Below are 22,975 nucleotides of genomic sequence, written 5' to 3'. Positions count from 1 at the left end.
ATGTACACCGCCAAAGGCACCCTCAACCGGGACGACCAGTTGCGCAAGTACAGCCCGCTGGTGCGCCGCCTGGCCCACCACATGATCGCCAAGCTGCCGCCCAGCGTGGAGGTCGACGACCTGATCCAGGTCGGCATGATCGGTCTGACCGAAGCCATCGCGCGCTTCGAGCCCTCGCAGGGCGTGCAGTTCGAGACCTTCGCCAGCCAGCGCATCCGCGGTGCCATGCTCGACGAGCTGCGCGAAGGCGACTGGATGAGCCGCGGTTCGCGCAAGAGCCAGAAGGACATCGAGCAGGCCGTGCACCGCCTGCAGCAGAAGCTGCACCGCGCGCCGATGGAGAGCGAGATCGCCCAGGAACTGGGCATGAGCCTGGCCGACTACCAGCACATGCTGGCCAAGGTGCGCGGCACCCAGCTGGTCTACCTGGAAGACATCAGCGGCCGCGACGACGACGAGGAAGGCTTCCTGGACCGCCACATGGGCGACGACGAGGCCGACCCGTCCGCGCTGCTGCAGGACCAGCGCATGCGCATGGCCCTGGTGGAGGCGATCAAGAACCTGCCCGAGCGCGAGCAGCAGATCATGTCCATGTACTACGAGCACGACATGAACCTCAAGGAGATCGCGGCCGTGCTCGGTGTGACCGAGTCGCGCATCTGCCAGCTGCACAGCCAGTCGATCGCCCGCCTGCGCACCAAGCTGCGCGAGCACTGAGCCGACCGGTCGCCACCGCCAAGGAACCCCCATGTTCGAAGCCGAATTCCCCCGCCTGGCCCGCATCGAGCAACTGCTCCAGAGCCGCGACTACGCCGCGCTGGAAACCCTGGTCATCGAGGAGATGCCCCGGCAGCTGCTGAGCGAGGAGGCGCTGGACGTCGCCCGGGTGCTGCGCGAGAACGCCACCGTCATCTTCCTGGCCTCGCTGGCGGTCGAGAACCTGCCCAAGCCATTCCGCTTCCAGGCCTGGCTGGCGGTCTACCAGTCCATTGTGCAGGGTGCGCCCACCGCCGCGCTCGGCGCGCTGCCCGCCCGCCAGCCGCTGCGCCTGGTCGCCGAGGCGGTGGTCCGCAAGACCAACATCGACACGGCGGCGCTGAAGAAGGGCCATGGCCCGCTGGATGAGTGGTTCCACGCCGCCGAGCTGGCGATCGACCAGCTGCGCTTCGACCTGCTGGAGCAGATCGTGCGCGAACTGGTGCGCCGCAAGCTCGACGCCCCCGACTGGCTGCGCTTCACCAAGGTGCTGTTCAACCGACACAGCTTTGTGCCCAAAGGCATCGACATCGATGCGCTGGGCCGTTGCTACGGCCGCATCCGCGACCACCTGATCGCGCGCCTGCCGGCTGTCGACAAGGTGCGCAGCCGCCTGGCACTGTTCGCCACCTACTGCCACTTCCACTCGGGCAACTACCCGGCGGCCATCGAGGCGGCGCAGCGCGCCACCACGGTGGAAGACCGCATCCACGCCGCCTTCGACATCGCGCGTTCGCACTGCTTCTCGGGCGACCTGGACCAGACCCTGGCCTGGCTGGACCGCCTGGTCGAGCTGATGTGCGCCCACGGCCCCCTCCACGCGCCCCAGCCCGCCGCACAGGTGCGCAACCCGGACGAACCCGAGCCCGACAAGGAAGCGCGCAACAGCTTCGACCCGGTCCAGGCCTCCAAGGCCCTGCTGGACCTGCAGAACGCGCTGGAGCCCATCGGCAAGAAGGCCTTCCTGGTCTCCGGCACGCTGCTGGGCTTCCACCGCGAAGGCCAGCTGCTGGCACACGACAAGGACATCGACGTGGGCATCATCGGCTGGGAAGACCAGTACGAGGTGGCCAATGCGCTGCTGCAGAGCGGCCGCTTCGGGCTGGACGCGCGGCGCCTGCGCGGCAGCAAGGCCTACCACATCCCGGTGCGACACATCGAGACCCGCGTGAGCATCGACATCTTCGTGTACCACGAGGAGGACGGGATGCTGGTGACCGGCGTCGAGTCCTACTTCGGCTACCTGCAGAAGTTCGCGTTCACGCCCTTCGGCCTGAACAAGGCCGGCTTCCTGGGCATCGAGTTCTACGTGCCCGACGACATCGAGAAGAACCTGGCCGAGAACTTCGGCCACTGGCGCCAGTCGGACCCCGACTACATCTCGCACCTGCAGTCGCCCTCGACGGTCGATGTCGGCGGCAAGGTGTTCCAGATCGTCGGCCGCATCCGCGCGCTCGAAGCCATCAAGGCCGGCAAGTTCGAGAAGCTCTCGCGCGTGATCCAGATCATGACCGAGCACCAGCACCGCCCCGGCGGCATGTCGGCGCACACGCTGGACCTGCTGAAAACCGCATACGACAGACGACCCGTTGAAGAGGTGGCGTGATGAACGACTTCGCTTTTGTCCTGCTCGCCGGTGGCAGCGGCACCCGGCTCGACTCCCCGATTCCCAAGCAGTTCATCCGCGTGGCCGGAAAGACCATCGTGGAGCACAGCTTCGACGCCCTGCACAGCTACGCGCCCGAGGCCCGCATCGTCATCACGGTGCCGGCCGATGCGCTGGAGATGGCGCGCAAGCTGTTCAGGGACACCCGGGCCGAAGTGATCGTGGGTGGTTCCTCGCGCCAGGCCTCGGCCTGGGCGGCCCTGAAGTACCTGCGCGCGGACCCGCCGAAGAACGTGATCCTGCACGACTCGGCGCGCCCGTTCCTGAGCCACCAGATCATCCACGACGTGGTGGACGCGCTCGAATCGCACGAGGCGGTGGACGTGGCCATCAAGACCAGCGACACCATCATCGTCGAGCGCGACGGCTTCATCCAGAACATTCCCAAGCGCGACCACATCTACCGCGGCCAGACGCCGCAGGGCTTCCGGTACGGCGCGCTGGTCAAGAGCTACGAAGAGATCGGCCCCGAGAAGATGGGCGAGTTCACCGACGACTGCGGCATCTACATGGCCTGCCACCCCATGGGCCAGGTGCGCATCGTCAAGGGCAGTTCCGAGAACATCAAGATCACCGACTCGGTGGACCTGGTGCTGGCCGACGAGCTGTTCCGCATCCGCCAGCAGCAGCTGGCGCCCAACCTCAACGGCCTGGACCTCAAGGGCAAGCATTCGGTGGTGTTCGGCGGCAGCGCCGGCATCGGCAAGGCCATCGTGCAGATCCTCGAAGAGGCCGGCAGCACGGTGCACAGCGTCTCGCGCCGCACCGGCTGCGACATCGCCGACCACGACCAGGTCGAGGACACCTTCGAGCGCCTGATGAAGGAGTGGGGCCGCATCGACCACGTGGTCAACGCCGCCGGCCTGCTGATCAAGAGCCCGCTGGAGCAGCAGTCGCCCGCTGACGTGGCGCAGCAGGTGTCGGTGAATCTGCTGGGTTCGCTCAACGTCGCGCAGTGCGCCCACGCGCCGCTCAAGGAGTCGCAAGGCATGCTGCTGCAGTTTTCCTCCTCGTCGTTCACCCGCGGCCGCGCCGACTACTCGGCCTACTCGGCCTGCAAGGCGGCCATCGTCAACCTGACGCAGGCGCTGTCGGACGAGTGGAAGGACGACGGCATCCGCGTCAACTGCATCGTGCCCGGCCGCACCGACACCGGCATGCGCCGCAGCAACTTCGCGGGCGAGGACCAACGCACCCTGCTCAGCCCCTACGAAGTGGCGCTGGCCTCGGCCAAGCTGCTCAGCTCCAGCGACACGGGCGTCATCGCCCGCGTCTGACACCGCAACCTCTCATCCTGAACCGTGGAGAACCCCATGAGCCAATGCCCCGTCTGTGGCGGTGAAGAAGACATCGTTGCCCACACCTGCAGCGTCAAGCCGTACAAAGGCAAGACCATGCGCGGCCACCAGTGCCGCTCCTGCGGCCTGATCCGCTACCCCGAGAACCTGGGCCACTACGCCAAGGTCATCGCGCGGCAGTCGTCCGAGGCCACACTGCGCGAGCTGCGCAACGCCAACGACGAGCGCCCGGGGCGCGAGTTCTACATGGCCGAGATGGGCATGGAGATCGTGGGCAAGCACAACGCCAGCGTCAGCTTCTTCGGCTCGGGCCTGAACACCGACCACCTCTGGGTCAAGCGCGCTTATCCCGAGGTGCAGACCAAGCTGGTGGACCTGGAGAACATGCAGGAAGCCGAGAACTTCGAGCCCATCGCCGAGGCCACGCCATCGGACGTGGTCATCGCCTCCGAGGTGATCGAACACTTCACCGAACCGGTGGCGCACTTCGAATCGCTGCTGCGCCTGGTCAAGGACGACGGCATCCTGATCTGCAGCTCCAACATCTACGACGGCACCAATATCACGTTCCACCAGTACCCCTTCGTGCCCGGCCACGTGGCCTACTGGACGCCGCTGTCGCTGATCAAGGTGGCGGCCGACCACGGCTGCTTCGTCGACTTCCGCACGCCCGAAGTGGGCCTGACGCGCGGCGGCCCGCGCAAGAAGTACATCATCTTCTACAAGCGCACCGAGACCCTGTTCCGCATGAGCCACTACTTCGGCACCCACATGCACGCGCCGTCCGAGAAGGAGTGAGCGGGCGGGCGCCGGTTGGCGCATGATCCGGCCCCATGAACCTGCGATTCGTCGAAGCCTTTCACTGGGCCGTCTCCCTGGGCAGCGTGACCCGGGCCGCCCAGAAGCTGCACATCACCCAGTCCGCGCTCTCGGCCCGCATCTCGGCGCTGGAGGAGGAGCTGGGCACGGTGCTGGTTGACCGGCGCGACAAGCAGTTCCGCCTCACCATCGCGGGGCAGCGCTTCCACACGCTGGCGCAGCAGCTGCTGGCGATGCAGCGCCAGATCAAGGAAGCCATGGGCCACAACAGCAGTGGCATGGTCACGGTGCGCATCGGCGCCATCGAGTCGGTGGTGCACAGCTGGCTGCCGCAGTGGCTGGTCCGGATGCGGGCCGAACAACCCGACTTCGCGTTCGAGCTCACGGTGGAAACCTCGCCGGTGCTGGTCGACCAGGTGCGCCGTGGCGCGCTGGATCTGGTGTTTGCGGCCATTCCCGCCAACGACGCGGGCCTGCGCTCGGTGGCCTTGCCGGCCATGCAGATGTCCTTTGTCGGCAACCAGGAGATGCACCGGGCCCGGCGCTACCGGCTCAACGACCTGGCCTGCCTGGAACTGCTGACCTTCCAGCGCGGATCGCAGCCCCACCAGGCGCTGCTGGAGCTGTTCCAGGGCGACGAAACGCCCACGCCCCGCATCCACACCATCTCGTCGATCTCCGCCATGGTGCAGCTGGTCGAGGCGGGCTTCGGGGTGGCCACCCTGCCCAGCGAGGTGCTGACCGCGCTCGCCCACCGCTCGCCTCTGCGGGCCTTGCCGGGCGCGCCGGCGCTGGCGCCACTGCCCATCCATGCCAGCTACCGCGAGGACCCCACCAGCACGCTGACGGAGTCGCTGCTGGCCTCGGCCACCGCGCATCTGAGGTCCTCAGGCACCCGAACAAAGCCCTGAATGCACCGTGCCGGTGCCTAGGGTTTACCTTGACAGGGTAAACGCGCACTCGATCAGGTCATCGATTTTTTCGATGATGTCGCGCGCAAATTTCTCGTTGGATGAATCCGGGCGCAATGCCCAGAATCCGCGCCATTCACCCATGGCCGATGACATCCAACATGACCAGCACCGTTCCGACACACCTGCATGAGAACTCCAGCGCGCTGGACGTGCGCCTGGCGGCGCGCTCGGGCCAACTGACCGGGCACACCAGCGGTCTGGCCCGCCACCATGTGCAGGCCAACCTCGCCATCCTGCCCAAGGCCCTGGCCGACGACTTCCTGCGCTACTGCCAGCGCAACCCCAAGCCCTGTCCGCTGCTGGCCGTGGGCGAGCCGGGCCAGTACCGCCTGACCGAACTGGGCCACGACCTGGACATCCGCACCGACCTGCCCCGCTACCGCGTGTGGCAGAGCGGCGTGGTGGTCGACGAGCCCACCGATCTCGCCGCCGTGTGGCGGGACGACCTGGTGGTGTTCGCCCTGGGCTGTTCGTTCTCGTTCGAGCACGGTCTGCTGGCCGCCGGCATCCGCCTGCGCCATGTCGAACAGGGCCGCAACGTGGCGATGTTCAGGACCAACATCCCGACCCGCCGCGCCGGCCCGTTCCAGGGGCCGATGGTGGTGACGATGCGCCCGCTCAAGGCGGCGGACGCGATCCGGGCGGTGCAGATCACCTCCCGTGTGCCGGAGGTGCACGGCGCACCGGTGCACATCGGCGACCCGTCGCTGATCGGCATCAGCGACCTGTCCCGCCCGGACTACGGCGATGCGGTCGAGGTCATGCCCGACGAGCTGCCGGTGTTCTGGGCCTGCGGCGTCACACCCCAGGCCGCCATCGCGGCGTCCAAGCCCGCGTTCTGCGTCACCCATGCCCCCGGCTGCATGTTGGTGACCGACCGCCTCAACGACCAACTCGGCCTGGGATGACCCGGCCACTTTTCAACCCACCCCCACGAGGAACCGACATGCTCATCTCCAAACGAACCCTGCTCGGCGCCAGCGCCGCCCTGGTGCTGCTGGTCACCGGCACGCACGCACTGGCCCAGTCGTCCGCCAAATGGGACCTGCCCACCGCCTACGGGGTCGGCAGCTTCCAGACCGAGAACCTGCAGACCTTTGTCAACGAGGTGGACAAGGCCACCGGCGGCAAGCTCAAGATCACCCTGCATCCGGGTGCATCGCTCTACAAGGCCAACGAGATCAAGCGCGCGGTGCAGACCGGCCAGGTGCAGGCCGGCGAGTTCATCCTCTCGGGCCACAGCAACGAGAACCCGCTGTTCGGCACCGACTCGCTGCCCTTCCTGGCCGACAGCTACGCCGAGGCTCGCAGGCTCGCGCAGATCGAACGCCCCTACATGGAGAAGCTGCTGGCCAGCCAGGGCCTGAAGCTGCTCTACACCGTCCCATGGCCGGGCCAGAGCCTCTACAGCACCAAGCCGGTCGAGTCGGTGGCGGATCTCAAGGGCACGAAGATGCGCGCCTACAACCCGGCCACCTCGCGCATCGCCCAGCTGGCCGGCGCGCAGCCCACCACCATCCAGCTGGCCGAACTCGGCCAGGCGCTCGCCACGGGCACGGTGGAGAACTTCCTCACCAGCAGCGCCAGCGGCGTGGAAAGCAAGCTCTACGAAAGCGTCAAGTACTTCTACCGCGTCAACGCCTGGCTGCCCAAGAACGCGGTGGTGGTGTCGCTCAAAACCTTCGACGCGCTGGACAAACCCACGCAGGAGGTGCTGCTCAAGGCCGCCGCCGAAGCCCAGGAACGCGGCTGGAAACTCAGCGAGGCCAAGGACACCGAGTACCAGAAGGCGCTGACCGCCAAAGGCATGAAGCTGGCCGACCCGAGCCCGACGCTGAAGAAGGACTTCAAGGCCATCGGCGACAAGCTCACCGCCGACTGGCTGGCCACGGCGGGAGTCGACGGCAAGGCCATCATCGACGCTTTCCAGAAGCCCTGAACCGCCATGAGACGCCTTCTGGATTCGTTTTACGCCACCCTGGCGTGGCTGGCCATGCTCGGGCTGGCCGCGACCTTCGGCATCATCGCGCTCGGGGTGCTGGCCCGCCAGCTGCACTGGGACGTGCAGGGGCTGGACGGCTACGCCGGCTATGCCATCGCCGCCGCGCTGTTCCTGGCCCTTCCCGCCACCTTCCAGCGCAACGAACACATCCGCGTCACCCTGCTGATGGAGAAGGTGTCCGGACGGTGGCGGGGTGCGCTGCAGGTCTGGAGCCTGGTCGCGGCCAGCGCCCTGAGCCTGTTCCTGGCCTGGGCATGCGCGCGGCTGGTGTGGCTGTCCCGCACCACCCACGACATCGCGCAGACCATGGACGCCACGCCCCTGTGGTTGCCCCAGCTGAGCATGGCCATCGGTGCTGCGGGGCTGGCGCTGGCCTGTCTCGACGCCACCGCCAGCCATCTGGCCGGGCGGGCATTCTTCAGGCACGCACCGGCCGGCGAAGCGGCGCGGGTCGAATGAGGAGGCGCCCATGGATGCCTTGATCGCGCTGCTCCTGATCGTCTTCATGCTGGTGGTCCTGGGCTCCGGCCTGTGGATCGGCCTGTCCCTGCTCGGCGTCGCGGTGGTCGCGATGCAGTTCTTCACCGAACGCCCGGTGGGCGACGCCATGGTGCTGACCATCTGGGGCAGCACCACCAGCTGGACACTGACCGCCTTGCCGCTGTTCCTGTGGATGGGCGAGATCCTGTTCCGCTCCAGGCTGGCCGAGGGCATGTTCCGCGGTCTCGCACCGTGGCTCAACCGCCTGCCCGGGCGCCTGCTGCACGTCAACGTGATCGGCTGCACCATCTTCGCGGCCGTCTCGGGCTCGTCGGCCGCCACCTGCGCCACCATCGGCAAGATCACCCTGCCCGAGCTGGACAAGCGCGGCTACCCGGACCGGCTGGCGGTCGGCACGCTCTCGGGCGCGGCCACCCTGGGCCTGCTGATCCCGCCGTCCATCATCATGATCGTCTACGGGGTGGCGGCCAACGTCTCGATCGCCAAGCTGTTCATGGCGGGCGTGATTCCGGGCATCCTGCTGGCGCTGCTGTTCATGGGCTACATCGTGTTCTGGGCGCTGCGGCACCCCGATCAGATCCCGGCCGCCGATGCCGCGCTGACACTCAAGCAGAAGCTCTACGAAGGGCGCCACCTGCTGCCGGTGGTGGCCCTGATCGGGCTGGTGCTGGGCTCGATCTATTCGGGCGTGGCCACCGCCACCGAGGCGGCGGCACTGGGCGTGGCGGGCTCGCTGGCGCTCTCGGCCATTGAGGGGTCGCTCTCGCGCCAGGCGCTCGTCGACGGCCTGGCCTCCGCCGCGCGGGTCTACTGCATGATCGGCCTGATCCTGGCGGGCGCCTCGTTCCTGACGCTCTCGATGGGCTTCATTGGCCTACCCAGGCACCTGGCCGAGTTCATCGGCGGCCTGGGGCTCTCGCCCTTCGCGCTGATGGTGATGCTGGTGATCTTCTTCATCGTGCTGGGCTGCTTCCTCGACGGCATCTCCATGGTGGTGCTGACCATGGCCGTGCTGCTGCCCACCGTGGAGGCGGCCGGTTTCGACCTGATCTGGTTCGGCATCTTCATCGTGCTGGTGGTGGAGATGGCGCAGATCACGCCCCCGGTCGGTTTCAACCTGTTCGTGATCCAGGGGCTGACCAAGCGCGAGATCACCTGGATCGCCCGGGTGTCCATGCCGCTGTTCTGGCTGATGTGCGCCTTCGTGCTGTTCGTGTACCTGGTGCCCGGCACCGTGACCTGGCTGCCCGGCCTGATGCAGTAGTCCCCGCCGCCCTCCCGTCCGTTCCGACCCAGGAGACTCCCATGCGCCGACGCAACATGCCGGTGGCCCTCGCGGCCGCCCTGGCAGGGTGGAGCACCGCCCGCCGTTCCCTCGCGGCCGCACCGGCGGCCTGGACCGTGGCCACCGGGTACAAGGCCGACGGCTACCACGCCACCACGCTGGCGTGGCTGGGCACCGCGGTCGAGCAGGCCACCGGGGGCGCGCTGCGCTGGACCGTGGCGGCCGAGGGCAGGCGGGTGCCGCTGGCCAAGATTCCCGAGGCCGTGGCGGCCGGCCAGCCCGAGGCCGGCGAATGCATCATGACCACCATGGCCGGCACCTGGCCGGTGTGCGGTGCCGACGCCATTCCGTTCATGACCCGCCACATGAACGATGCACTCCGGCTGTGGAAAGTGCAGCGGCCGGTGGTTGAAAAGGCGCTGGCGCCGGCAGGCCTGGTACCGCTGTACACCGCCCCCTGGCCGGGGCAGGGCCTGTACTGCACCGAGCCCGTGCGCAGCGCCTCGGACTTCCGCGGCCGTCGCATGCGCACCTACAACGCCACCACGCGGCGCATCGCCGAGATGCTGGAGGCCGAACCGGTGGAGGTGCCGATGGCCGAGGTCGGCCAGGCGCTGGAGAGCGGCCGCATCGACAGCATGATCACCTCGTCGGTGACCGGTGTGGAGCAACAGGTGTGGCGCTGGATGCGCCACTTCTACGACCTCAACGCCTGGATGCCCAAGAACCTGGTCATGGTCCACCACGGCGCCCACCAGGCGCTCGACCCCGCCGTCCGCAAGACGCTGGCCGAGCTGGCGCAGCAGGCCGAGCAGCGCGGCTGGGCCGCGGCGGAGACGGCCGCGCTCCAGTCCGCGCAAGCGCTGGCGCGCAACGGCATCCAGGTCGAACCCACGCCCACCCTGCTGCGCGGCACCCTGGTCCGCATGGGCGAGCGCTTCGCGCGCGAATGGGTGCGCGAGGTGGGGCCGCAGGCCAACCAGATCTTCATTCCCTATTTCAGTCAACAGTGAATCCCGACATGACCGACATGCACCCGACACACGTTCCCCCTTCGCTCCGCTGGCAGTTCTGGATCGACCGGGGCGGCACCTTCACCGACCTGGTCGGCCGCGCGCCCGACGGCGGCCTGCACACGCTCAAGCTGCTGTCCGAAAACCCCGAGCAGTACAAGGACGCGGCGGTCGAAGGCATCCGGCGCCTGCTCGGTCTGGCGCCGGGCGTGCCCATCACGCCCGAGTGGGTGGAGTGCGTGAAGATGGGCACCACCGTGGCCACCAACGCGCTGCTCGAACGCAAGGGCGACCGCACCGTGCTGGTGACGACGCAGGGCTTCCGCGACGCGCTGCGCATCGCGACCCAGGCCCGGCCGCGCCTGTTCGACCGCCACATCGTGCTGCCCGAACTGCTGTATGAGCGGGTCATCGAGGCCGAGGAGCGGGTGGGCGCCGACGGCGTCTGCGTGACGCCACTGAACGAGGCCGCGCTGCGCGAGGACCTGCAGAAGGCCTATGACCAGGGCATCCGCGCCTGCGCCATCGTGTTCCTGCACGGCTGGCGCTCGCCGGGGCACGAGATGGCGGCCCGGATCATGGCGCGGGCCATCGGTTTCACCCAGATCTCGGTGTCGCACGAGGTCAGCCCGCTGATGAAGTTCGTGCCGCGCGGCGACACGACCGTGGTGGACGCCTACCTCAGCCCGATCCTGCGGCGCTACGTGCAGCAGGTGGCCGAGCAGATGCCCGGCGTGCCGCTGCTGTTCATGCAGAGCTCGGGCGGCCTCACCCAGGCCGACCACTTCCAGGGCAAGGACGCCATCCTCAGCGGCCCTGCCGGCGGCATCGTCGGCATGGTGCGCACCGCCCAGGCCGCCGGCCTGCACAAGGTGATCGGCTTCGACATGGGCGGCACGTCGACCGACGTCAGCCACTTCGCGGGCGAGTTCGAGCGCGCCTTCGACACCGAGGTGGCGGGCGTGCGCATGCGCGCGCCGATGATGAGCATCCACACCGTGGCCGCCGGGGGCGGATCGGTCATCCGCTTCGACGGGCACCGGCTGCGCGTCGGCCCCGAATCGGCCGGCGCGAACCCGGGGCCGGCCAGCTACCGCCGCGGCGGCCCGCTCGCCACCACCGACGCCAATGTGATGCTCGGCCGCATCCAGCCCGAGCACTTTCCCAAGGTGTTCGGCCCTGGCGCCGACCAGCCGCTGGACCGGGAGGTGGTGGTGGACCGCTTCGCGGACCTGGCCCGGGAAATGAATGCGGCCCGCACCGAGGCGGGAACGCCCGCGGTGACCGCCGAAGAGGTGGCCGCCGGGGCGCTGCAGATCGCGGTGGCCAGCATGGCCAATGCGGTCAAGAAGATCTCCGTGGCCCGGGGCTACGACCTGGCCGACTACGCGCTGCAGTGCTTCGGCGGGGCCGGTGGCCAGGCCGCCTGCCTGGTGGCGGACGCACTGGGCATGGGGCGCATCCTGGCGCACCCGCTGGCCGGTGTGCTCAGCGCCTACGGCATGGGGCTGGCCGACCGCACGGTGATGCGGGAGGGCTCGGTGGAGCGCACGCTGGACGAGGCCGGCCTGGCCGCGGCGCGCGGGCGCGCGCTCGCGCTGCGCGAGGACGCGCTGGAAGAGATGCGGTCCCAGGGCATCGACACGCAGGCGGTGACCACCGGCTTCAAGGCCCTGGTCCGCTACGAGGGCACCGACACCGCGCTGCCCTGCGCGCTCGGACTCCACGAAGCGCCCGCGCACGAGATGACGGCCTTGCGCGATGCCTTCGAGACCGCCTACCGCCAGCGCTTTTCCTTCCTGATGGCGGACCGAGCGCTGGTGATCGAGTCGGTCAGCGTGGAGGCCAGCCTCGCCGGCGAACCGGTGCAGGGCGGCGGGGCCACAGCGGCGGGCACCGCGCACCGGCCCGACCCGGTGGCCACCATCCGCATGTACTGCCTGGCCGACGAACAACCCGCCGGCTGGCGCGACGCACAGCTGTTCCAGCGCGAGGCGCTGCAGGTGGGGGCCACCATCGACGGGCCGGCCGTGGTGGCCGAGCGCAACGCCACCACCGTGGTCGATGCCGGCTGGCAGGCGGTGATGACCGGGCGCGGCAACCTGCTGCTGCAGCGCACACGGCCGCGTGTGCAGGCGGCGGCGGTGGGCACGCAGGTGGACCCGGTGATGCTGGAGGTGTTCAACAACCTGTTCATGAACATCGCCGAGCAGATGGGCCTGCGGCTGCAGAACACGGCGCAGTCGGTGAACATCAAGGAGCGGCTGGATTTTTCCTGCGCGATCTTCGACGGCCAGGGCCAGCTGATCGCCAACGCACCGCACGTGCCGGTGCACCTGGGCTCCATGAGCGAGTCCATCCGCTCGGTGATCGAGCGCAACCCGGGCATGCGGCCCGACGACGTGTTCGTGCTCAACGACCCCTACCACGGCGGCACGCACCTGCCCGACATCACGGTGGTGACGCCGGTGTTCCTGTCGGTCGCGGACCGCAGTCCCGCCTTCTATGTGGCCAGCCGCGGACACCATGCGGACATCGGCGGCATCACGCCCGGGTCGATGCCACCGTTTTCGAGCACCATCGAGGACGAGGGGGTGCTGATCGACAACATGAAGCTGGTGCGCGCCGGCCGCCTGCAGGAGGGCGCCCTGCTGTCGCTGCTGCGCTCGGGACCGCACCCCAGCCGCAACCCCGAACAGAACATCGCCGACCTGCGCGCCCAGATCGCCGCCAACCGCAAGGGGCAGGAGGAACTGCTGGCCATGGTGGCCCAGTACGGCCAGGACACCGTGCGGGCCTACATGCAGCACGTGCAGGACAACGCCGAGGAGTGCGTGCGCCGGGCCATCACCGCGCTGCGCGACGGCCAGTTCGAACTGCCGATGGACAACGGCGCCCGCATCCGGGTGGCGGTGCGCGTGGACAGCGCCCGGCGCTCGGCGGTGATCGACTTCAGCGGCACCAGCGAACAGCAGCCGAGCAACTTCAACGCCCCGCGCTCGATCACCATGGCGGCCGTGCTCTACGTGTTCCGCACCCTGGTCGACGACGCGATCCCGCTCAACGCCGGGTGCCTGAAGCCGATCGAGGTGATCGTGCCCGAGGGCTGCCTGCTCAATCCGCGCCACCCGGCGGCGGTGGTGGCCGGTAATGTGGAAGTGTCGTCCTGCGTGACCAACGCGCTCTACGGGGCCCTGGGCGTGATGGCGGCCAGCCAGTGCACCATGAACAACTTCACCTTCGGCGACCACGAGCGTCAGTACTACGAAACCATCGCCGGAGGCTCCGGCGCCGGCCCGGGGTTCGACGGCACGTCGGTGGTGCAGACCCACATGACCAACTCGCGCATGACCGACCCCGAGGTGCTGGAGTGGCGCTTCCCGGTGCGGGTCGACGAGTACTCGATCGCCCGGGGCACTGGCGGGGCCGGGCGCTGGAGGGGCGGTGACGGCGGCGAGCGGCGCATCCGCTTCCTCGCGCCGATGACCGCTTCGATCCTCAGCAACGGCCGGCGCCACGGCGCCTTCGGCGCCGCGGGTGGTCAGGCGGGCAGGCCCGGCGCCAACTGGGTGGAGCGGGCCGACGGCAAGGTGACGGACCTCTCACACATCGGGGAGGTGAACATGCAGCCGGGGGATGTGTTCGTCATCCGCACGCCGGGTGGCGGCGGATGGGGAGATGCGCCTCAGGCCGAGAGGTAGGCCTGTCCGGCGCCGCCGGTGGACGGGTTCTGGCCGGCGAGGCGGCCGTAGGTGCCGGGCACCTGCTGGGGCAGCAGGCTGCGCACGGCGCGCTGGCTCTGTGCCTGGGCGCGCAGCACGGCCTGGCGCAGCTGGCCGAAGCGCTGGGCGGCCTGGAGCATGTCTTCGCGCAGGGTGCTGCCCGGCACGCTGAAGTCCGCAGTGCGGGGGGCCTTCTTCAGCACCGTCTGGACATGCAGGCTGGCGCGCTCGACGGCCGGGGCATCGCCCTGCAGCAGCGCCTTTTCCAGCCCGTCCAGCCCGACCTGCAGGGCGGCGATCCAGGGGTGGAGGGCGGGGCGCTGGTTCATGGCGGGCTCCTGGGGGAACGATCAGCCGCGTGGCGCGCCGGTGTTGGCGCTGAGCATTTCGGCGGCGTTGGACAACATCTTGTCGGCGATGGCTTCGGCGTTGACCTTGAAGCTGCCGTCGGCGATGGCCTGTTTCATGGCCTCCACCTTCTCGGCGTTGAACACGTCGCTGCCACCGCCGCTGGACAGGGCCTGCGAGGCGGACGACGAGAGCGTGACGGTCACGCCGGCCTGGGGCTGGGCCGTTGCCGCAGCCAGACCTCCGGCCGCAGCCGCTTCAGCGCCCGCGTTCGGCTTCTCGGCGGCCTTCTGGGGGCCGCCCGCCACGGAGCCGATATAGGAATCCGGTGCAGAAGATTCGACTTTCATTTCACTCTCCAGACCCCGCATTCGGGGCGTTGTGGAATGACTATCGGCTCAAAAGCGGGGGGACTTGAGCCCTTTTTTGTGGAGTACATCACAAAAGCCCCGCGAAATCTGGATAAAAAAGGTTTCACAAACGCACGTCGACCGTCTGGCCGTCGCGCACGGTGCCCGTCACGATGCGGCCGCCGTTGAGGCGCACCCGCACGCTCTGCCCCGGAATCCCGGCGGTCAGGGCCTCGCCGCTGACCACCACCTGGAAGCCGGCGCCGACGCTGCTGACCCGCACCTGGGCGCCCGGTCCGAAGGCGGGCACCGGCCGCACCATGTTCTGGCGGATGGCCTGGCCGGGCTGCAGCGCGTAGGCCGCCTGCTGGCCGACCCAGCGGTCCGGATTGGCCAGCACCGCGTAGGGCTGCTCCGCCCAGTCCATATCGGCCAGTTCGGCGTCGTCCTGAGCCAGCACCGAGCCGGCCGGCACCGGGCGCTTGAGCACCCAGCCCGGCCCCCAGGCCTTGACGGTGACCGGCATGAACACGTTCCAGCGCACCGGGCCGTCCAGGCAGCGCAGGCCGATCCGGCTGCGGCCCCACAGCCGCGTGCCCGGCGGCAGGTAGGGCTCGATGTGGGTGCAGGGCGTGAGCTTCAGGCGCGCGTCCAGCGAGCCGAACAGGATCTCGGGGCGCAGAGCGCCGCCGCCGTCCGGTCCGGTGACCGAAGCCAGCGCGGGCTGCACCCATTCGCGCGCCATCTGTTCGAGCTGTGCAAATTCGCTCTGCGAGGCCACCGCCTGGGCGCGCGCCAGGCCGGTGGCCATCAGGCCGGCCAGCAGCCAGCCGAGGGCGCGTGAAAGGGGGTGGAGGCAATTTCGCATAGGGCCACTGTAGGTCCTGAACCGGACTTGCTAAGGACCGAAATGCGGGTCAAACCCGCGCTTTCTTTCGGCGCTGCCGACCCTCAAGTTTTCGCACACTTGTCCGCAACCCGGTGCCATCCCCTGTGGCGCCGCCTTCCTTCAACCCGCTGGAGAACGACATGCTCGAACAGATGACCGCCCGGCTCGACGCCTATGGCCAGTCGCTGATGCTGCGTTCACACCGCCAGCAGGTGATCGCCAGCAACATCGCCAACGCCGACACCCCGGGCTACATCGCGCGCGACTTCGATTTCGCCGCCGCGCTGAAGGACGCCACCGGGGGCACGAACCGCCAGGGTCTGGCGCAGACCGCGGCCGGCCACATGCGCCTGTCGGGCCCGCAGCCCGGCGACCCGAAGATGGGCTATGCCGTGCAGACCCAGCCCAGCCAGGACGGCAACTCGGTCGACCTCGACCGCGAGCGTGCCAACTTCGTCGACAACAGCATCCGCTACGAGTCGACGCTGCGCTTCATCAACTCCAACGTGAAGACCATGCTGTCCGCCATCACCGGCCAGTAAGGAGAGCCTCATGTCCATGTTTTCGATCTTCGGCGTCTCCGGCAGTGCGATCAGCTCGCAGGCCCAGCGCCTCAACGTGGTGGCCAGCAACCTGGCCAACGCCGACGCCGTGGCCGGCCCCGACGGCCAGAGCTACAAGGCGCGCCAGGTGGTGTTCCAGACCGTGCCCATGGGCGACCAGGCCACGGCCGGCGTGAAGGTGAAGGACATCACCGAGAGCGAGGCGCCGGGCCGCCGGGTGCACAACCCGCACCACCCCAGCGCCGACGCCGAGGGCTATGTGACGCACTCCAACGTGAACCCGGTGGAGGAGATGGTCAACATGATCTCCGCCTCGCGCGCCTACCAGAACAACGTCGAGGTCATGAACACGGCCAAGTCGCTGCTGCTCAAGACCCTGCAGATGGGCCAGTGAAAGGGAACTGAACCATGAGCCTGATGTCCCCCCTGGACCTCTCCAACCTCGGCACCACCGTGGGCAGCACCACCGGCGCCGGTGGCAACACCACCAACGATCCGCAGGCGATGCAGGACCGTTTCCTCAAGTTGCTGGTCGCGCAGATCAACAACCAGGACCCGCTCAACCCGATGGACAACGCCCAGATGACCACGCAGATGGCGCAGATCAACACGGTCAGCGGCATCCAGCAGCTCAACCAGACCCTCAAGGGCATGGCCGACCAGATGGCCTCGTCCCAGGCGATGCAGGGCACCACGCTGATCGGCAAGGACGCGCTGATCGAGGGCGACACACTGGCCTTCACCGGCAGCACGGGCAAGGGCGCCTTCACGCTCGACGGCGCCGCCACCAGCGTCAAGGTCGACATCATCGGCAAGAACGGCGAGACCCTGCAGACCCTCGACCTGGGCGCGCGCGAGGCCGGCCAGCACGGCTTCGAATGGCCCGCCGGCTCGGTCGACCCGAACCAGGTGGCCAAGTTCTCCGTGCGCGCCAGCAACGGCAGCACCCCCGTCACCGACACCGAACTGCAGCGTGTGCGCATCGCTTCCGTGGGCCTGTCCAACGGCGCCATGAGCATCCAGCTGAGCAACGGCCGTTCCCTGGGCTACGACCAGGTGCGCGGCTTCATGTAAGCCCCATTCCCGACTCCCACCCCGAAGGACACCACCATGGCATTCCAGCAAGGACTCTCCGGTCTGAACGCCTCCAGCCGCAACCTGGACGTGATCGGCCACAACATCGCCAACGCCAACACCGTCGGCATGAAGGCCTCCCGCGCCGAATTCGGCGAGATCTATGCCAGCTCCATCAACGCGGCGGGCAGCGTCAACGCCGGCATCGGCGTGCAGGTGTCCGCCGTGGCGCAACAGTTCACGCAGGGCAACATCTCGGTCACGGGCAACTCGCTGGACGTGGCCATCAACGGCAACGGCTTCTTCGAACTCACCATGCCCGACGGCTCGCTGGCCTACTCGCGCGCCGGCATGTTCAAGCTCAACCGCGACGGCGAGATCGTGAACAACCTCGGGGGCCAGCTCATGGGTTATCCCACCGATGTCAACGGCGTGCGCCAGGGCTTCGAGTCGGCGCCCCTGACCTTGCCCACCGGTGGCCCGATCCCGGCCCGGGCGACCACCGGCATCGCGACCGAAGTGAACCTGGACGCGCGGGCGCCGATCGCCGCCGCCGCCGTGCCGCCCACGCCGTTTGGCACCTACGGCACCTCCGTCATCGCCTACGACCAGCAGGGCCTGGAGATTCCGGTCAGCCTGGTGTTCGAGAAGATCGGCAACAACCAGTGGAACGTCTACACCGGCGTCAACGGCGCCGACCCGGCGCTGTCGGCGCCGTTCGCGCTGAACTTCATGCCCGATGGCACCCTGGACCCGGCCACCGTCATCCCGCAGCTGCAGCTGGCCTCGCCCAACGACCCGGCCCAGACCTTCATGGTCGACCTCGATTTCGGCGCCACCACCCAGTTCGGTGTCGACTTCGCGGTCAACGAGCTCACGCAGGACGGCTACCGCCCCGGCGAACTCACCAGCCTGAACATCAGCGACGCGGGCGTGATCATGGCCAAGTACTCCAACGGCCAGTCGCAGGCGGCCGGCCAGATCGCGCTGGTCAACTTCCGCAACGTGCAGGGCCTTCAGCCCAACGGCGGTGGCAACTGGACCCAGACCTTCGCCTCGGGCGAGCCGGTGCGCGGCGCGCCGGGCGAGGGCAACATGGGCCTGCTGCGCTCCGGCGCGCTGGAGGATTCCAACGTCGACCTCACCGCCGAGCTGGTGAACATGATGACCGCGCAGCGCGCCTACCAGGCCAACGCGCAGACCATCAAGACGCAGGACCAGGTCCTGTCGACCCTGCTGAACATGCGCTGATCGGCGGACACCACCTCTCTAGGAGCCCTGCATGGACCGCATGATCTACACCGCCATGACCGGCGCCAACGCCGCTGCCCACCGGCAGCAGCTGCTGGCGAACAACCTGGCCAATGCGTCCACGCCGGGCTTCCGCGCCGAGCTGGCGACCTTCCGCGCGGTGCCGGTGCGCGGCGACGGCACCAGCTCCCGGGTGTTCGCCCTCGAAGCCAGCGCCGGCCACTCCGAGGTCTCCGGCCCGATCAACCCGACCGGCCGCAGCCTGGACGTGGCCGCGCGCAGCAACGCCTGGTTTTCGGTGCAGGGCCTGGACGGCACCGAGGCCTACACCCGCGGCGGCGCCTTCGAGGTCAGCGCCGACGGCGCCCTGGTCAACGCCCACGGCCTGCCGGTGCTCGACGACGGCGGCTCGCCCATCAGCGTGCCGGCCAACGCCCAGCTGTCCTTCGGCGCCGACGGCACGCTCACCGCCCGCGTTGGCGACCAGGCGCCGCAGCGCGTGGCCAAGCTCAAGCTGGTCACGCCCAACGACGAGAACCGCCTCAAGCGCAGCGAGGACGGGCTGTTCCGCCCGGTGGTGGGCGAGGCGCTGGACGCCGATGCCAACGCCCGCGTGCAGGGCGGGGCCCTGGAAGGCAGCAACGTGAACCCCATCGAGGCCATGGTCGGAATGATCGCGGTCTCGCGCCAGTTCGAGCAGCAGATGCGCATGCTGCAGAACGGTGAAAAGAACGACCAGACCGCGTCGCGGCTGCTCAACATGAACGGCTGAACGCCATCAGGAGAACACCATGATCAATTCCCTCTGGATTTCCAAGACCGGCATGCAGGCCCAGCAGACGCAGCTGGACGTGATCTCGAACAACATGGCCAACGTGTCCACGAACGGCTTCAAGCGCGCCAGCGCCGTGTTCGAGGACCTGATGTACCAGAACCTGCGCCAGGTCGGCGCCGCCGACACCGAGCAGAACAACCTGCCCACCGGCCTGCAGATCGGCCTGGGCGTGCGCACCGTGGCCACCTCGCGCCAGTTCAGCCAGGGCAGCCTGCAGCAGTCGGGCAACCAGCTGGACATCGCCGTCAACGGCCAAGGCTTCCTGCAGGTGGCGCTGCCCGACGGCACCACCGGCTACACCCGCGACGGCAGCCTGCAGGTCGATTCGCAGGGCCGCCTGGTGACTTCCAGCGGCCTGGCGATCGCGGGCGACATCACCGTGCCCGCCGAAGCGCAGAGCGTGACCATCGGCAGCGACGGCGTGGTCACCGCCAAGGTGCCGGGCAACGCCCAGCCGCAGCAGCTGGGCAACATCGAGCTGGCCACCTTCATCAACCCGGCCGGCCTGGAGCCCAAGGGCCAGAACCTCTACACCGAGACCGTGGCCTCGGGCAACCCGGTGACGGGTGCGCCCGGCACGGCCGGCATGGGCACTCTGATGCAGGGCTATGTCGAAACCTCCAACGTCAACGTGGTGCAGGAGCTGGTGACCATGATCCAGACCCAACGCGCCTACGAGATGAACTCCAAGGCGATCCAGACGTCCGACCAGATGCTGCAGCGTCTGGGCCAGCTGTGATGACGGCCATGAAACACCTCCTGTTGCTCGCCGCGGTCGCGCTCACCGGCTGCATGACCAAACCGGTCGACGTGGTGCCGGTGCGGCCCATCAACTATGCGCAGACCACCACGCCCGCGCAGACCGGCGGCAGCCTGTTCTCGGCGGCGCGCTACCGGCCCGCGTTCGAGGACCCGCGCGCGCGCCTGCCGGGCGACACGCTGACCATCCAGATCACCGAGAAGGTCAGCGCCAGCCAGTCGTCCTCGGCCAACATCAACCGCAGCGGCAGCGCCTCGGGGTCGGTCACGGCCATTCCCGGCATCGTGGCCAAGGAACTCACGCGCGACCGCAACTTCAACCTCGGCGGCGAGTCGGGCAACGAGTTCGCGGGCAAGGGCGACAACGCCAACAAGAACGACTTCTCGGGTGTCATCACGGTCACGGTGCAGGAAGTGCTGCCCAACGGCCACCTGCTGGTGGCGGGCGAGAAGCAGATCGGCATCAACAGCAACGTCGACGTGCTCAAGTTCTCCGGCACCATCGACCCGCGCCACATCCGCCCGGGCAACACGGTCGCATCGACCCAGGTGGCCAACGCGCGCATCGAGTCGCGAGGACGAGGCGCCGTGGACGAAGCGCTCTCAATAGGCTGGTTGGGACGGTTCTTTTTGAATGTTTTCCCGTTCTGAGGCTGCCTAGCATTGTTCTCATGAACCCGCAGCACCGCTCCATCCCCCTCGACGCCGGCTGGCACCGCCTGCTGGCCTGGTCCGTGCTGGCCATCGGCCTGCTGGTCTGGCTGGGCTGGCCGCTGAATGCGAACGCCATGCGCATCAAGGAGATCGCGGCGGTGCAGGGCGTGCGCAGCAACCAGCTCACCGGCTTCGGTCTGGTGGTGGGCCTGGACGGCACGGGCGACCAGACCACGCAGATGCCCTACACCTCGCAGGGCATGAACAACTACCTGCAGCAGCTGGGCCTGACCCTGCCGGCCGACGCCAAGGTGCAGATGAAGAATGTGGCGGCCGTGATGGTCACCGCGCAGCTGCCGCCGTTCGCCCAGCCGGGCCAGATGATCGACGTCACCGTCTCGTCCATGGGCAATGCCAAGTCGCTGCGCGGCGGCACCCTCATCACCACGCCGCTCAAGGGTGCCGACGGCGAGATCTACGCGCTGGCCCAGGGCAACCTGCTGGTCGGCGGCGCCGGCGCCTCGGGCGGCGGCAGCAAGGTGCAGATCAACCACCTGAGCGCCGGCCGCATCCCCGCGGGGGCGCAGGTCGAGCGCGCGGTGCCGACCGCGTTCGCCTTCGGCGACACCATCGACCTGGGCCTGAACTCGGCCGATTTCCAGACCGCGCGCCGCGTGGCGCAGGCGATCAATGACCGCATGGGCACCGGCGTGGCCAGCGCGGTGGACGGTCGCCTGGTGCGCCTGCGCGCGCCGGCCAACCCCGACGCCCGCGTGAGCTTCATGGCCGAGATCGAAGAGATTCCGCTGGAGGCCACGGTGCCGGTGGCCAAGGTGATCATCAACACCCGCACCGGCTCCATCGTCATGAACCAGGCCGTCACGCTCGGTCCCGTTGCGGTGGCGCATGGCAACCTCTCGGTGAGCATCAGCTCGACCCCGGTGGTCAGCCAGCCCAACCCGCTGTCGCAGGGCCAGACCGTGGTGGCCGAGAAGACCGACATCAAGATCAGCCAGGACGGCGGCGCGCTCATCAAGATGGACGCCGCGCCGCAGCTCGCCGACCTGGTGCGCATGCTCAACGGCCTGGGCGCCACGCCGCAGGACCTGCTCGCCATCCTGCAGGCGATCAAGGCCGCCGGCGCCATGAACGCCGAGCTTGAAGTGATCTGACGCCATGTCTTCGCTGCAGCCCACCACCCAAGGCCTGGCCGCCGACCCGGGCGCGCTCAACGCGCTGAAGTACGGCGCGGCGCGCGATGGCGACGGTGGCAAGGGTGCGCTCAAGGAAGCGGCCAAGCAGTTCGAGTCGCTGTTCATGCGCGAGCTGATCAAGAGCATGCGCGACGCGACCCAGAAGTCCGGCCTGCTCGAAGGCGAGGGCAGCGACCTGGGCACCGACCTGCTCGACCAGCAGCTGGCGGTGCAGCTCTCGGGCCTGCCCGGGGGCTTGAGCGAGTCGATCGAGCGCCAGCTCAGCCGCCAGATGAACGCGGCGCAGGCCAAGGCCGGCGCCACCGCGGACGGCAAGGCCGCCGCGGCCGACCCGTCGGCCACCAGCACCGGCACCCCGGGCACCGGCGACGCCATGGAGTTCAAGCCGCTCAAGCGCTCGGACCTGCGCAACCTGCTCAAGTACGCTCCACCGGCGACCACCACCGGGGCCGAGGCCGCGGCGTCGGCTGCCCAGCCGTCGGCCGCCGCCCGCCGCGCGATGTCGCCCAGCCAGCGCCAGGCCGACTTCGTGCAGCAGCACCACCAGGCCGCCGCCACCGTGGCGCGCGAATCGGGCATCCCGGCCGGATACATGATCGGCCAGGCCGGCCACGAGACCGGCTGGGGCAAGAGCGAGATCCGCATGCGCGACGGCACGCCGTCCCACAACCTGTTCGGCATCAAGGCCACGTCCTCGTGGAAGGGCAAGGTGGCCGAGGTGACCACCACCGAATACGTCAATGGCGTGCCGCGCAAGACCACCGCACGCTTTCGCGCCTACGACTCCTACGCCGACTCCTTCCGCGACTACGCGCGCCTGATCACGCGCAGCCCGCGCTACGACAAGGCCATGGACCAGATCGGCTCGGTGAACGGCTTTGCCAGCAGCCTGCAGCGCGCCGGTTACGCCACCGATCCGCAGTACGCGGCCAAGCTCAGCCGGTCGATCAACACGGCGCTGAGCCTGCAACGCGCTCAGATGTCGGCGCTGAACTGAGCGCA

General features: G+C 68.7%; 23 protein-coding genes. 20 read left to right on the top strand and 3 right to left on the bottom strand.

The annotated features are described in order from the left end of the window. The 11 genes from RCO38_RS04340 (at position 1) to RCO38_RS04290 (ending at position 14,015) form a co-directional block, all read left to right on the top strand. Positions 1–717: an RNA polymerase sigma factor FliA gene (locus RCO38_RS04340; protein WP_308327058.1), complete on the top strand. Its 717-nt coding sequence runs from the start codon at positions 1–3 to the stop codon at positions 715–717. A 31-nt stretch (positions 718–748) separates the two neighbouring features. Continuing rightward, positions 749–2,362, top strand: coding sequence for a hypothetical protein (locus RCO38_RS04335; RefSeq protein ID WP_308327057.1), 1,614 nt, complete (start codon positions 749–751; stop codon positions 2,360–2,362). Next, positions 2,362–3,699 (top strand): bifunctional cytidylyltransferase/SDR family oxidoreductase, encoded by a 1,338-nt coding sequence (locus RCO38_RS04330; protein WP_308327056.1) that lies wholly within the window; start codon positions 2,362–2,364, stop codon positions 3,697–3,699. The genes RCO38_RS04335 and RCO38_RS04330 overlap by 1 nt, the downstream gene beginning before the upstream one ends. 36 nt (positions 3,700–3,735) lie before the next feature. Then, a complete protein-coding gene (locus RCO38_RS04325; protein WP_308327055.1) occupies positions 3,736–4,518 on the top strand; it encodes a class I SAM-dependent methyltransferase in 783 nt (260 codons plus the stop codon). 35 nt (positions 4,519–4,553) lie between these two features. Further along, positions 4,554–5,450, top strand: coding sequence for a LysR family transcriptional regulator (locus tag RCO38_RS04320; RefSeq protein ID WP_308327054.1), 897 nt, complete (start codon positions 4,554–4,556; stop codon positions 5,448–5,450). Between the two features lie 161 nt (positions 5,451–5,611). After that, positions 5,612–6,421: a putative hydro-lyase gene (locus RCO38_RS04315; protein WP_308327053.1), complete on the top strand. Its 810-nt coding sequence runs from the start codon at positions 5,612–5,614 to the stop codon at positions 6,419–6,421. Between the two features lie 38 nt (positions 6,422–6,459). Then, on the top strand, positions 6,460–7,452 hold the full coding sequence (locus RCO38_RS04310; RefSeq protein ID WP_308327052.1) for a TRAP transporter substrate-binding protein: 993 nt from the start codon (positions 6,460–6,462) through the stop codon (positions 7,450–7,452). A 6-nt stretch (positions 7,453–7,458) separates the two neighbouring features. After that, positions 7,459–7,974, top strand: coding sequence for a TRAP transporter small permease (locus tag RCO38_RS04305; protein ID WP_308327051.1), 516 nt, complete (start codon positions 7,459–7,461; stop codon positions 7,972–7,974). A gap of 10 nt (positions 7,975–7,984) precedes the next feature. Further along, on the top strand, positions 7,985–9,280 hold the full coding sequence (locus RCO38_RS04300) for a TRAP transporter large permease (RefSeq protein WP_308327050.1): 1,296 nt from the start codon (positions 7,985–7,987) through the stop codon (positions 9,278–9,280). 41 nt (positions 9,281–9,321) lie between these two features. Then, positions 9,322–10,314 carry a TRAP transporter substrate-binding protein gene (locus tag RCO38_RS04295; RefSeq protein ID WP_308327049.1) on the top strand — a complete coding sequence of 331 codons (993 nt, stop codon included), beginning with the start codon at positions 9,322–9,324 and terminating at the stop codon, positions 10,312–10,314. A 17-nt stretch (positions 10,315–10,331) separates the two neighbouring features. Then, positions 10,332–14,015 carry a hydantoinase B/oxoprolinase family protein gene (locus RCO38_RS04290; protein ID WP_308327326.1) on the top strand — a complete coding sequence of 1,228 codons (3,684 nt, stop codon included), beginning with the start codon at positions 10,332–10,334 and terminating at the stop codon, positions 14,013–14,015. Here RCO38_RS04290 and RCO38_RS04285 read toward each other — a convergent pair. The 3 genes from RCO38_RS04285 to flgA form a co-directional block, all read right to left on the bottom strand. Next, a complete protein-coding gene (locus tag RCO38_RS04285; protein ID WP_308327048.1) occupies positions 14,000–14,365 on the bottom strand; it encodes a hypothetical protein in 366 nt (121 codons plus the stop codon). The two genes, RCO38_RS04290 and RCO38_RS04285, sit on opposite strands and share 16 nt — an antisense overlap. 21 nt (positions 14,366–14,386) lie before the next feature. Next, a complete protein-coding gene (flgM, locus tag RCO38_RS04280; protein WP_308327047.1) occupies positions 14,387–14,734 on the bottom strand; it encodes a flagellar biosynthesis anti-sigma factor FlgM in 348 nt (115 codons plus the stop codon). 124 nt (positions 14,735–14,858) lie between these two features. Then, positions 14,859–15,602 carry a flagellar basal body P-ring formation chaperone FlgA gene (gene flgA, locus RCO38_RS04275; RefSeq protein WP_308327046.1) on the bottom strand — a complete coding sequence of 248 codons (744 nt, stop codon included), beginning with the start codon at positions 15,600–15,602 and terminating at the stop codon, positions 14,859–14,861. 161 nt (positions 15,603–15,763) lie between these two features. Between flgA and flgB the strand changes: the two genes are divergently transcribed. From flgB to flgJ, 9 genes are read left to right on the top strand one after another with little or no spacing between them, the layout of a single operon-like run. Continuing rightward, positions 15,764–16,165, top strand: coding sequence for a flagellar basal body rod protein FlgB (gene flgB / locus RCO38_RS04270; protein ID WP_308327325.1), 402 nt, complete (start codon positions 15,764–15,766; stop codon positions 16,163–16,165). Between the two features lie 10 nt (positions 16,166–16,175). Then, positions 16,176–16,580: a flagellar basal body rod protein FlgC gene (gene flgC, locus RCO38_RS04265; protein ID WP_308327045.1), complete on the top strand. Its 405-nt coding sequence runs from the start codon at positions 16,176–16,178 to the stop codon at positions 16,578–16,580. Between the two features lie 14 nt (positions 16,581–16,594). Beyond that, on the top strand, positions 16,595–17,260 hold the full coding sequence (locus RCO38_RS04260) for a flagellar hook assembly protein FlgD (protein ID WP_308327044.1): 666 nt from the start codon (positions 16,595–16,597) through the stop codon (positions 17,258–17,260). Between the two features lie 36 nt (positions 17,261–17,296). Then, the gene (flgE, locus tag RCO38_RS04255; protein ID WP_308327043.1) at positions 17,297–18,511 is read left to right on the top strand and encodes a flagellar hook protein FlgE; all 1,215 of its coding nucleotides are present in this window, start codon (positions 17,297–17,299) and stop codon (positions 18,509–18,511) included. Positions 18,512–18,542: 31 nt separating this feature from the next. Then, complete coding sequence (gene flgF, locus RCO38_RS04250; protein WP_308327042.1) at positions 18,543–19,283, top strand: flagellar basal-body rod protein FlgF; 741 nt, start codon at positions 18,543–18,545, stop codon at positions 19,281–19,283. Between the two features lie 19 nt (positions 19,284–19,302). Next, entirely contained in the window at positions 19,303–20,085 is a 783-nt protein-coding gene (gene flgG, locus RCO38_RS04245; protein ID WP_308327040.1) for a flagellar basal-body rod protein FlgG, read from the top strand. After that, complete coding sequence (locus RCO38_RS04240) at positions 20,085–20,756, top strand: flagellar basal body L-ring protein FlgH (protein ID WP_374694504.1); 672 nt, start codon at positions 20,085–20,087, stop codon at positions 20,754–20,756. The genes flgG and RCO38_RS04240 overlap by 1 nt, the downstream gene beginning before the upstream one ends. 20 nt (positions 20,757–20,776) lie before the next feature. Next, entirely contained in the window at positions 20,777–21,931 is a 1,155-nt protein-coding gene (locus RCO38_RS04235) for a flagellar basal body P-ring protein FlgI (RefSeq protein ID WP_308327038.1), read from the top strand. Between the two features lie 4 nt (positions 21,932–21,935). Continuing rightward, the gene (flgJ, locus tag RCO38_RS04230; RefSeq protein WP_308327037.1) at positions 21,936–22,970 is read left to right on the top strand and encodes a flagellar assembly peptidoglycan hydrolase FlgJ; all 1,035 of its coding nucleotides are present in this window, start codon (positions 21,936–21,938) and stop codon (positions 22,968–22,970) included. Positions 22,971–22,975: the final 5 nt, after the last annotated feature.

The sequence above is a fragment of the Hydrogenophaga pseudoflava genome (genome assembly GCF_031020795.1).
GTDB classification, from domain to species: Bacteria; Pseudomonadota; Gammaproteobacteria; order Burkholderiales; family Burkholderiaceae_C; genus Hydrogenophaga; species Hydrogenophaga pseudoflava_A.
The sequence above is the reverse complement of the archived record's forward strand: the minus strand, read 5'-3'. Positions and strand labels throughout refer to the sequence as shown.

Coding starts and splice junctions, on each gene's coding strand:
- RCO38_RS04340 (WP_308327058.1), top strand. CDS start 1: ATGTACACCGCCAAAGGCACCCTCAACCGGGACGACCAGTTGCGCAAG.
- RCO38_RS04335 (WP_308327057.1), top strand. CDS start 749: ATGTTCGAAGCCGAATTCCCCCGCCTGGCCCGCATCGAGCAACTGCTC.
- RCO38_RS04330 (WP_308327056.1), top strand. CDS start 2,362: ATGAACGACTTCGCTTTTGTCCTGCTCGCCGGTGGCAGCGGCACCCGG.
- RCO38_RS04325 (WP_308327055.1), top strand. CDS start 3,736: ATGAGCCAATGCCCCGTCTGTGGCGGTGAAGAAGACATCGTTGCCCAC.
- RCO38_RS04320 (WP_308327054.1), top strand. CDS start 4,554: ATGAACCTGCGATTCGTCGAAGCCTTTCACTGGGCCGTCTCCCTGGGC.
- RCO38_RS04315 (WP_308327053.1), top strand. CDS start 5,612: ATGACCAGCACCGTTCCGACACACCTGCATGAGAACTCCAGCGCGCTG.
- RCO38_RS04310 (WP_308327052.1), top strand. CDS start 6,460: ATGCTCATCTCCAAACGAACCCTGCTCGGCGCCAGCGCCGCCCTGGTG.
- RCO38_RS04305 (WP_308327051.1), top strand. CDS start 7,459: ATGAGACGCCTTCTGGATTCGTTTTACGCCACCCTGGCGTGGCTGGCC.
- RCO38_RS04300 (WP_308327050.1), top strand. CDS start 7,985: ATGGATGCCTTGATCGCGCTGCTCCTGATCGTCTTCATGCTGGTGGTC.
- RCO38_RS04295 (WP_308327049.1), top strand. CDS start 9,322: ATGCGCCGACGCAACATGCCGGTGGCCCTCGCGGCCGCCCTGGCAGGG.
- RCO38_RS04290 (WP_308327326.1), top strand. CDS start 10,332: ATGCACCCGACACACGTTCCCCCTTCGCTCCGCTGGCAGTTCTGGATC.
- RCO38_RS04285 (WP_308327048.1), bottom strand. CDS start 14,365: ATGAACCAGCGCCCCGCCCTCCACCCCTGGATCGCCGCCCTGCAGGTC.
- flgM (WP_308327047.1), bottom strand. CDS start 14,734: ATGAAAGTCGAATCTTCTGCACCGGATTCCTATATCGGCTCCGTGGCG.
- flgA (WP_308327046.1), bottom strand. CDS start 15,602: ATGCGAAATTGCCTCCACCCCCTTTCACGCGCCCTCGGCTGGCTGCTG.
- flgB (WP_308327325.1), top strand. CDS start 15,764: ATGCTCGAACAGATGACCGCCCGGCTCGACGCCTATGGCCAGTCGCTG.
- flgC (WP_308327045.1), top strand. CDS start 16,176: ATGTCCATGTTTTCGATCTTCGGCGTCTCCGGCAGTGCGATCAGCTCG.
- RCO38_RS04260 (WP_308327044.1), top strand. CDS start 16,595: ATGAGCCTGATGTCCCCCCTGGACCTCTCCAACCTCGGCACCACCGTG.
- flgE (WP_308327043.1), top strand. CDS start 17,297: ATGGCATTCCAGCAAGGACTCTCCGGTCTGAACGCCTCCAGCCGCAAC.
- flgF (WP_308327042.1), top strand. CDS start 18,543: ATGGACCGCATGATCTACACCGCCATGACCGGCGCCAACGCCGCTGCC.
- flgG (WP_308327040.1), top strand. CDS start 19,303: ATGATCAATTCCCTCTGGATTTCCAAGACCGGCATGCAGGCCCAGCAG.
- RCO38_RS04240 (WP_374694504.1), top strand. CDS start 20,085: ATGACGGCCATGAAACACCTCCTGTTGCTCGCCGCGGTCGCGCTCACC.
- RCO38_RS04235 (WP_308327038.1), top strand. CDS start 20,777: ATGAACCCGCAGCACCGCTCCATCCCCCTCGACGCCGGCTGGCACCGC.
- flgJ (WP_308327037.1), top strand. CDS start 21,936: ATGTCTTCGCTGCAGCCCACCACCCAAGGCCTGGCCGCCGACCCGGGC.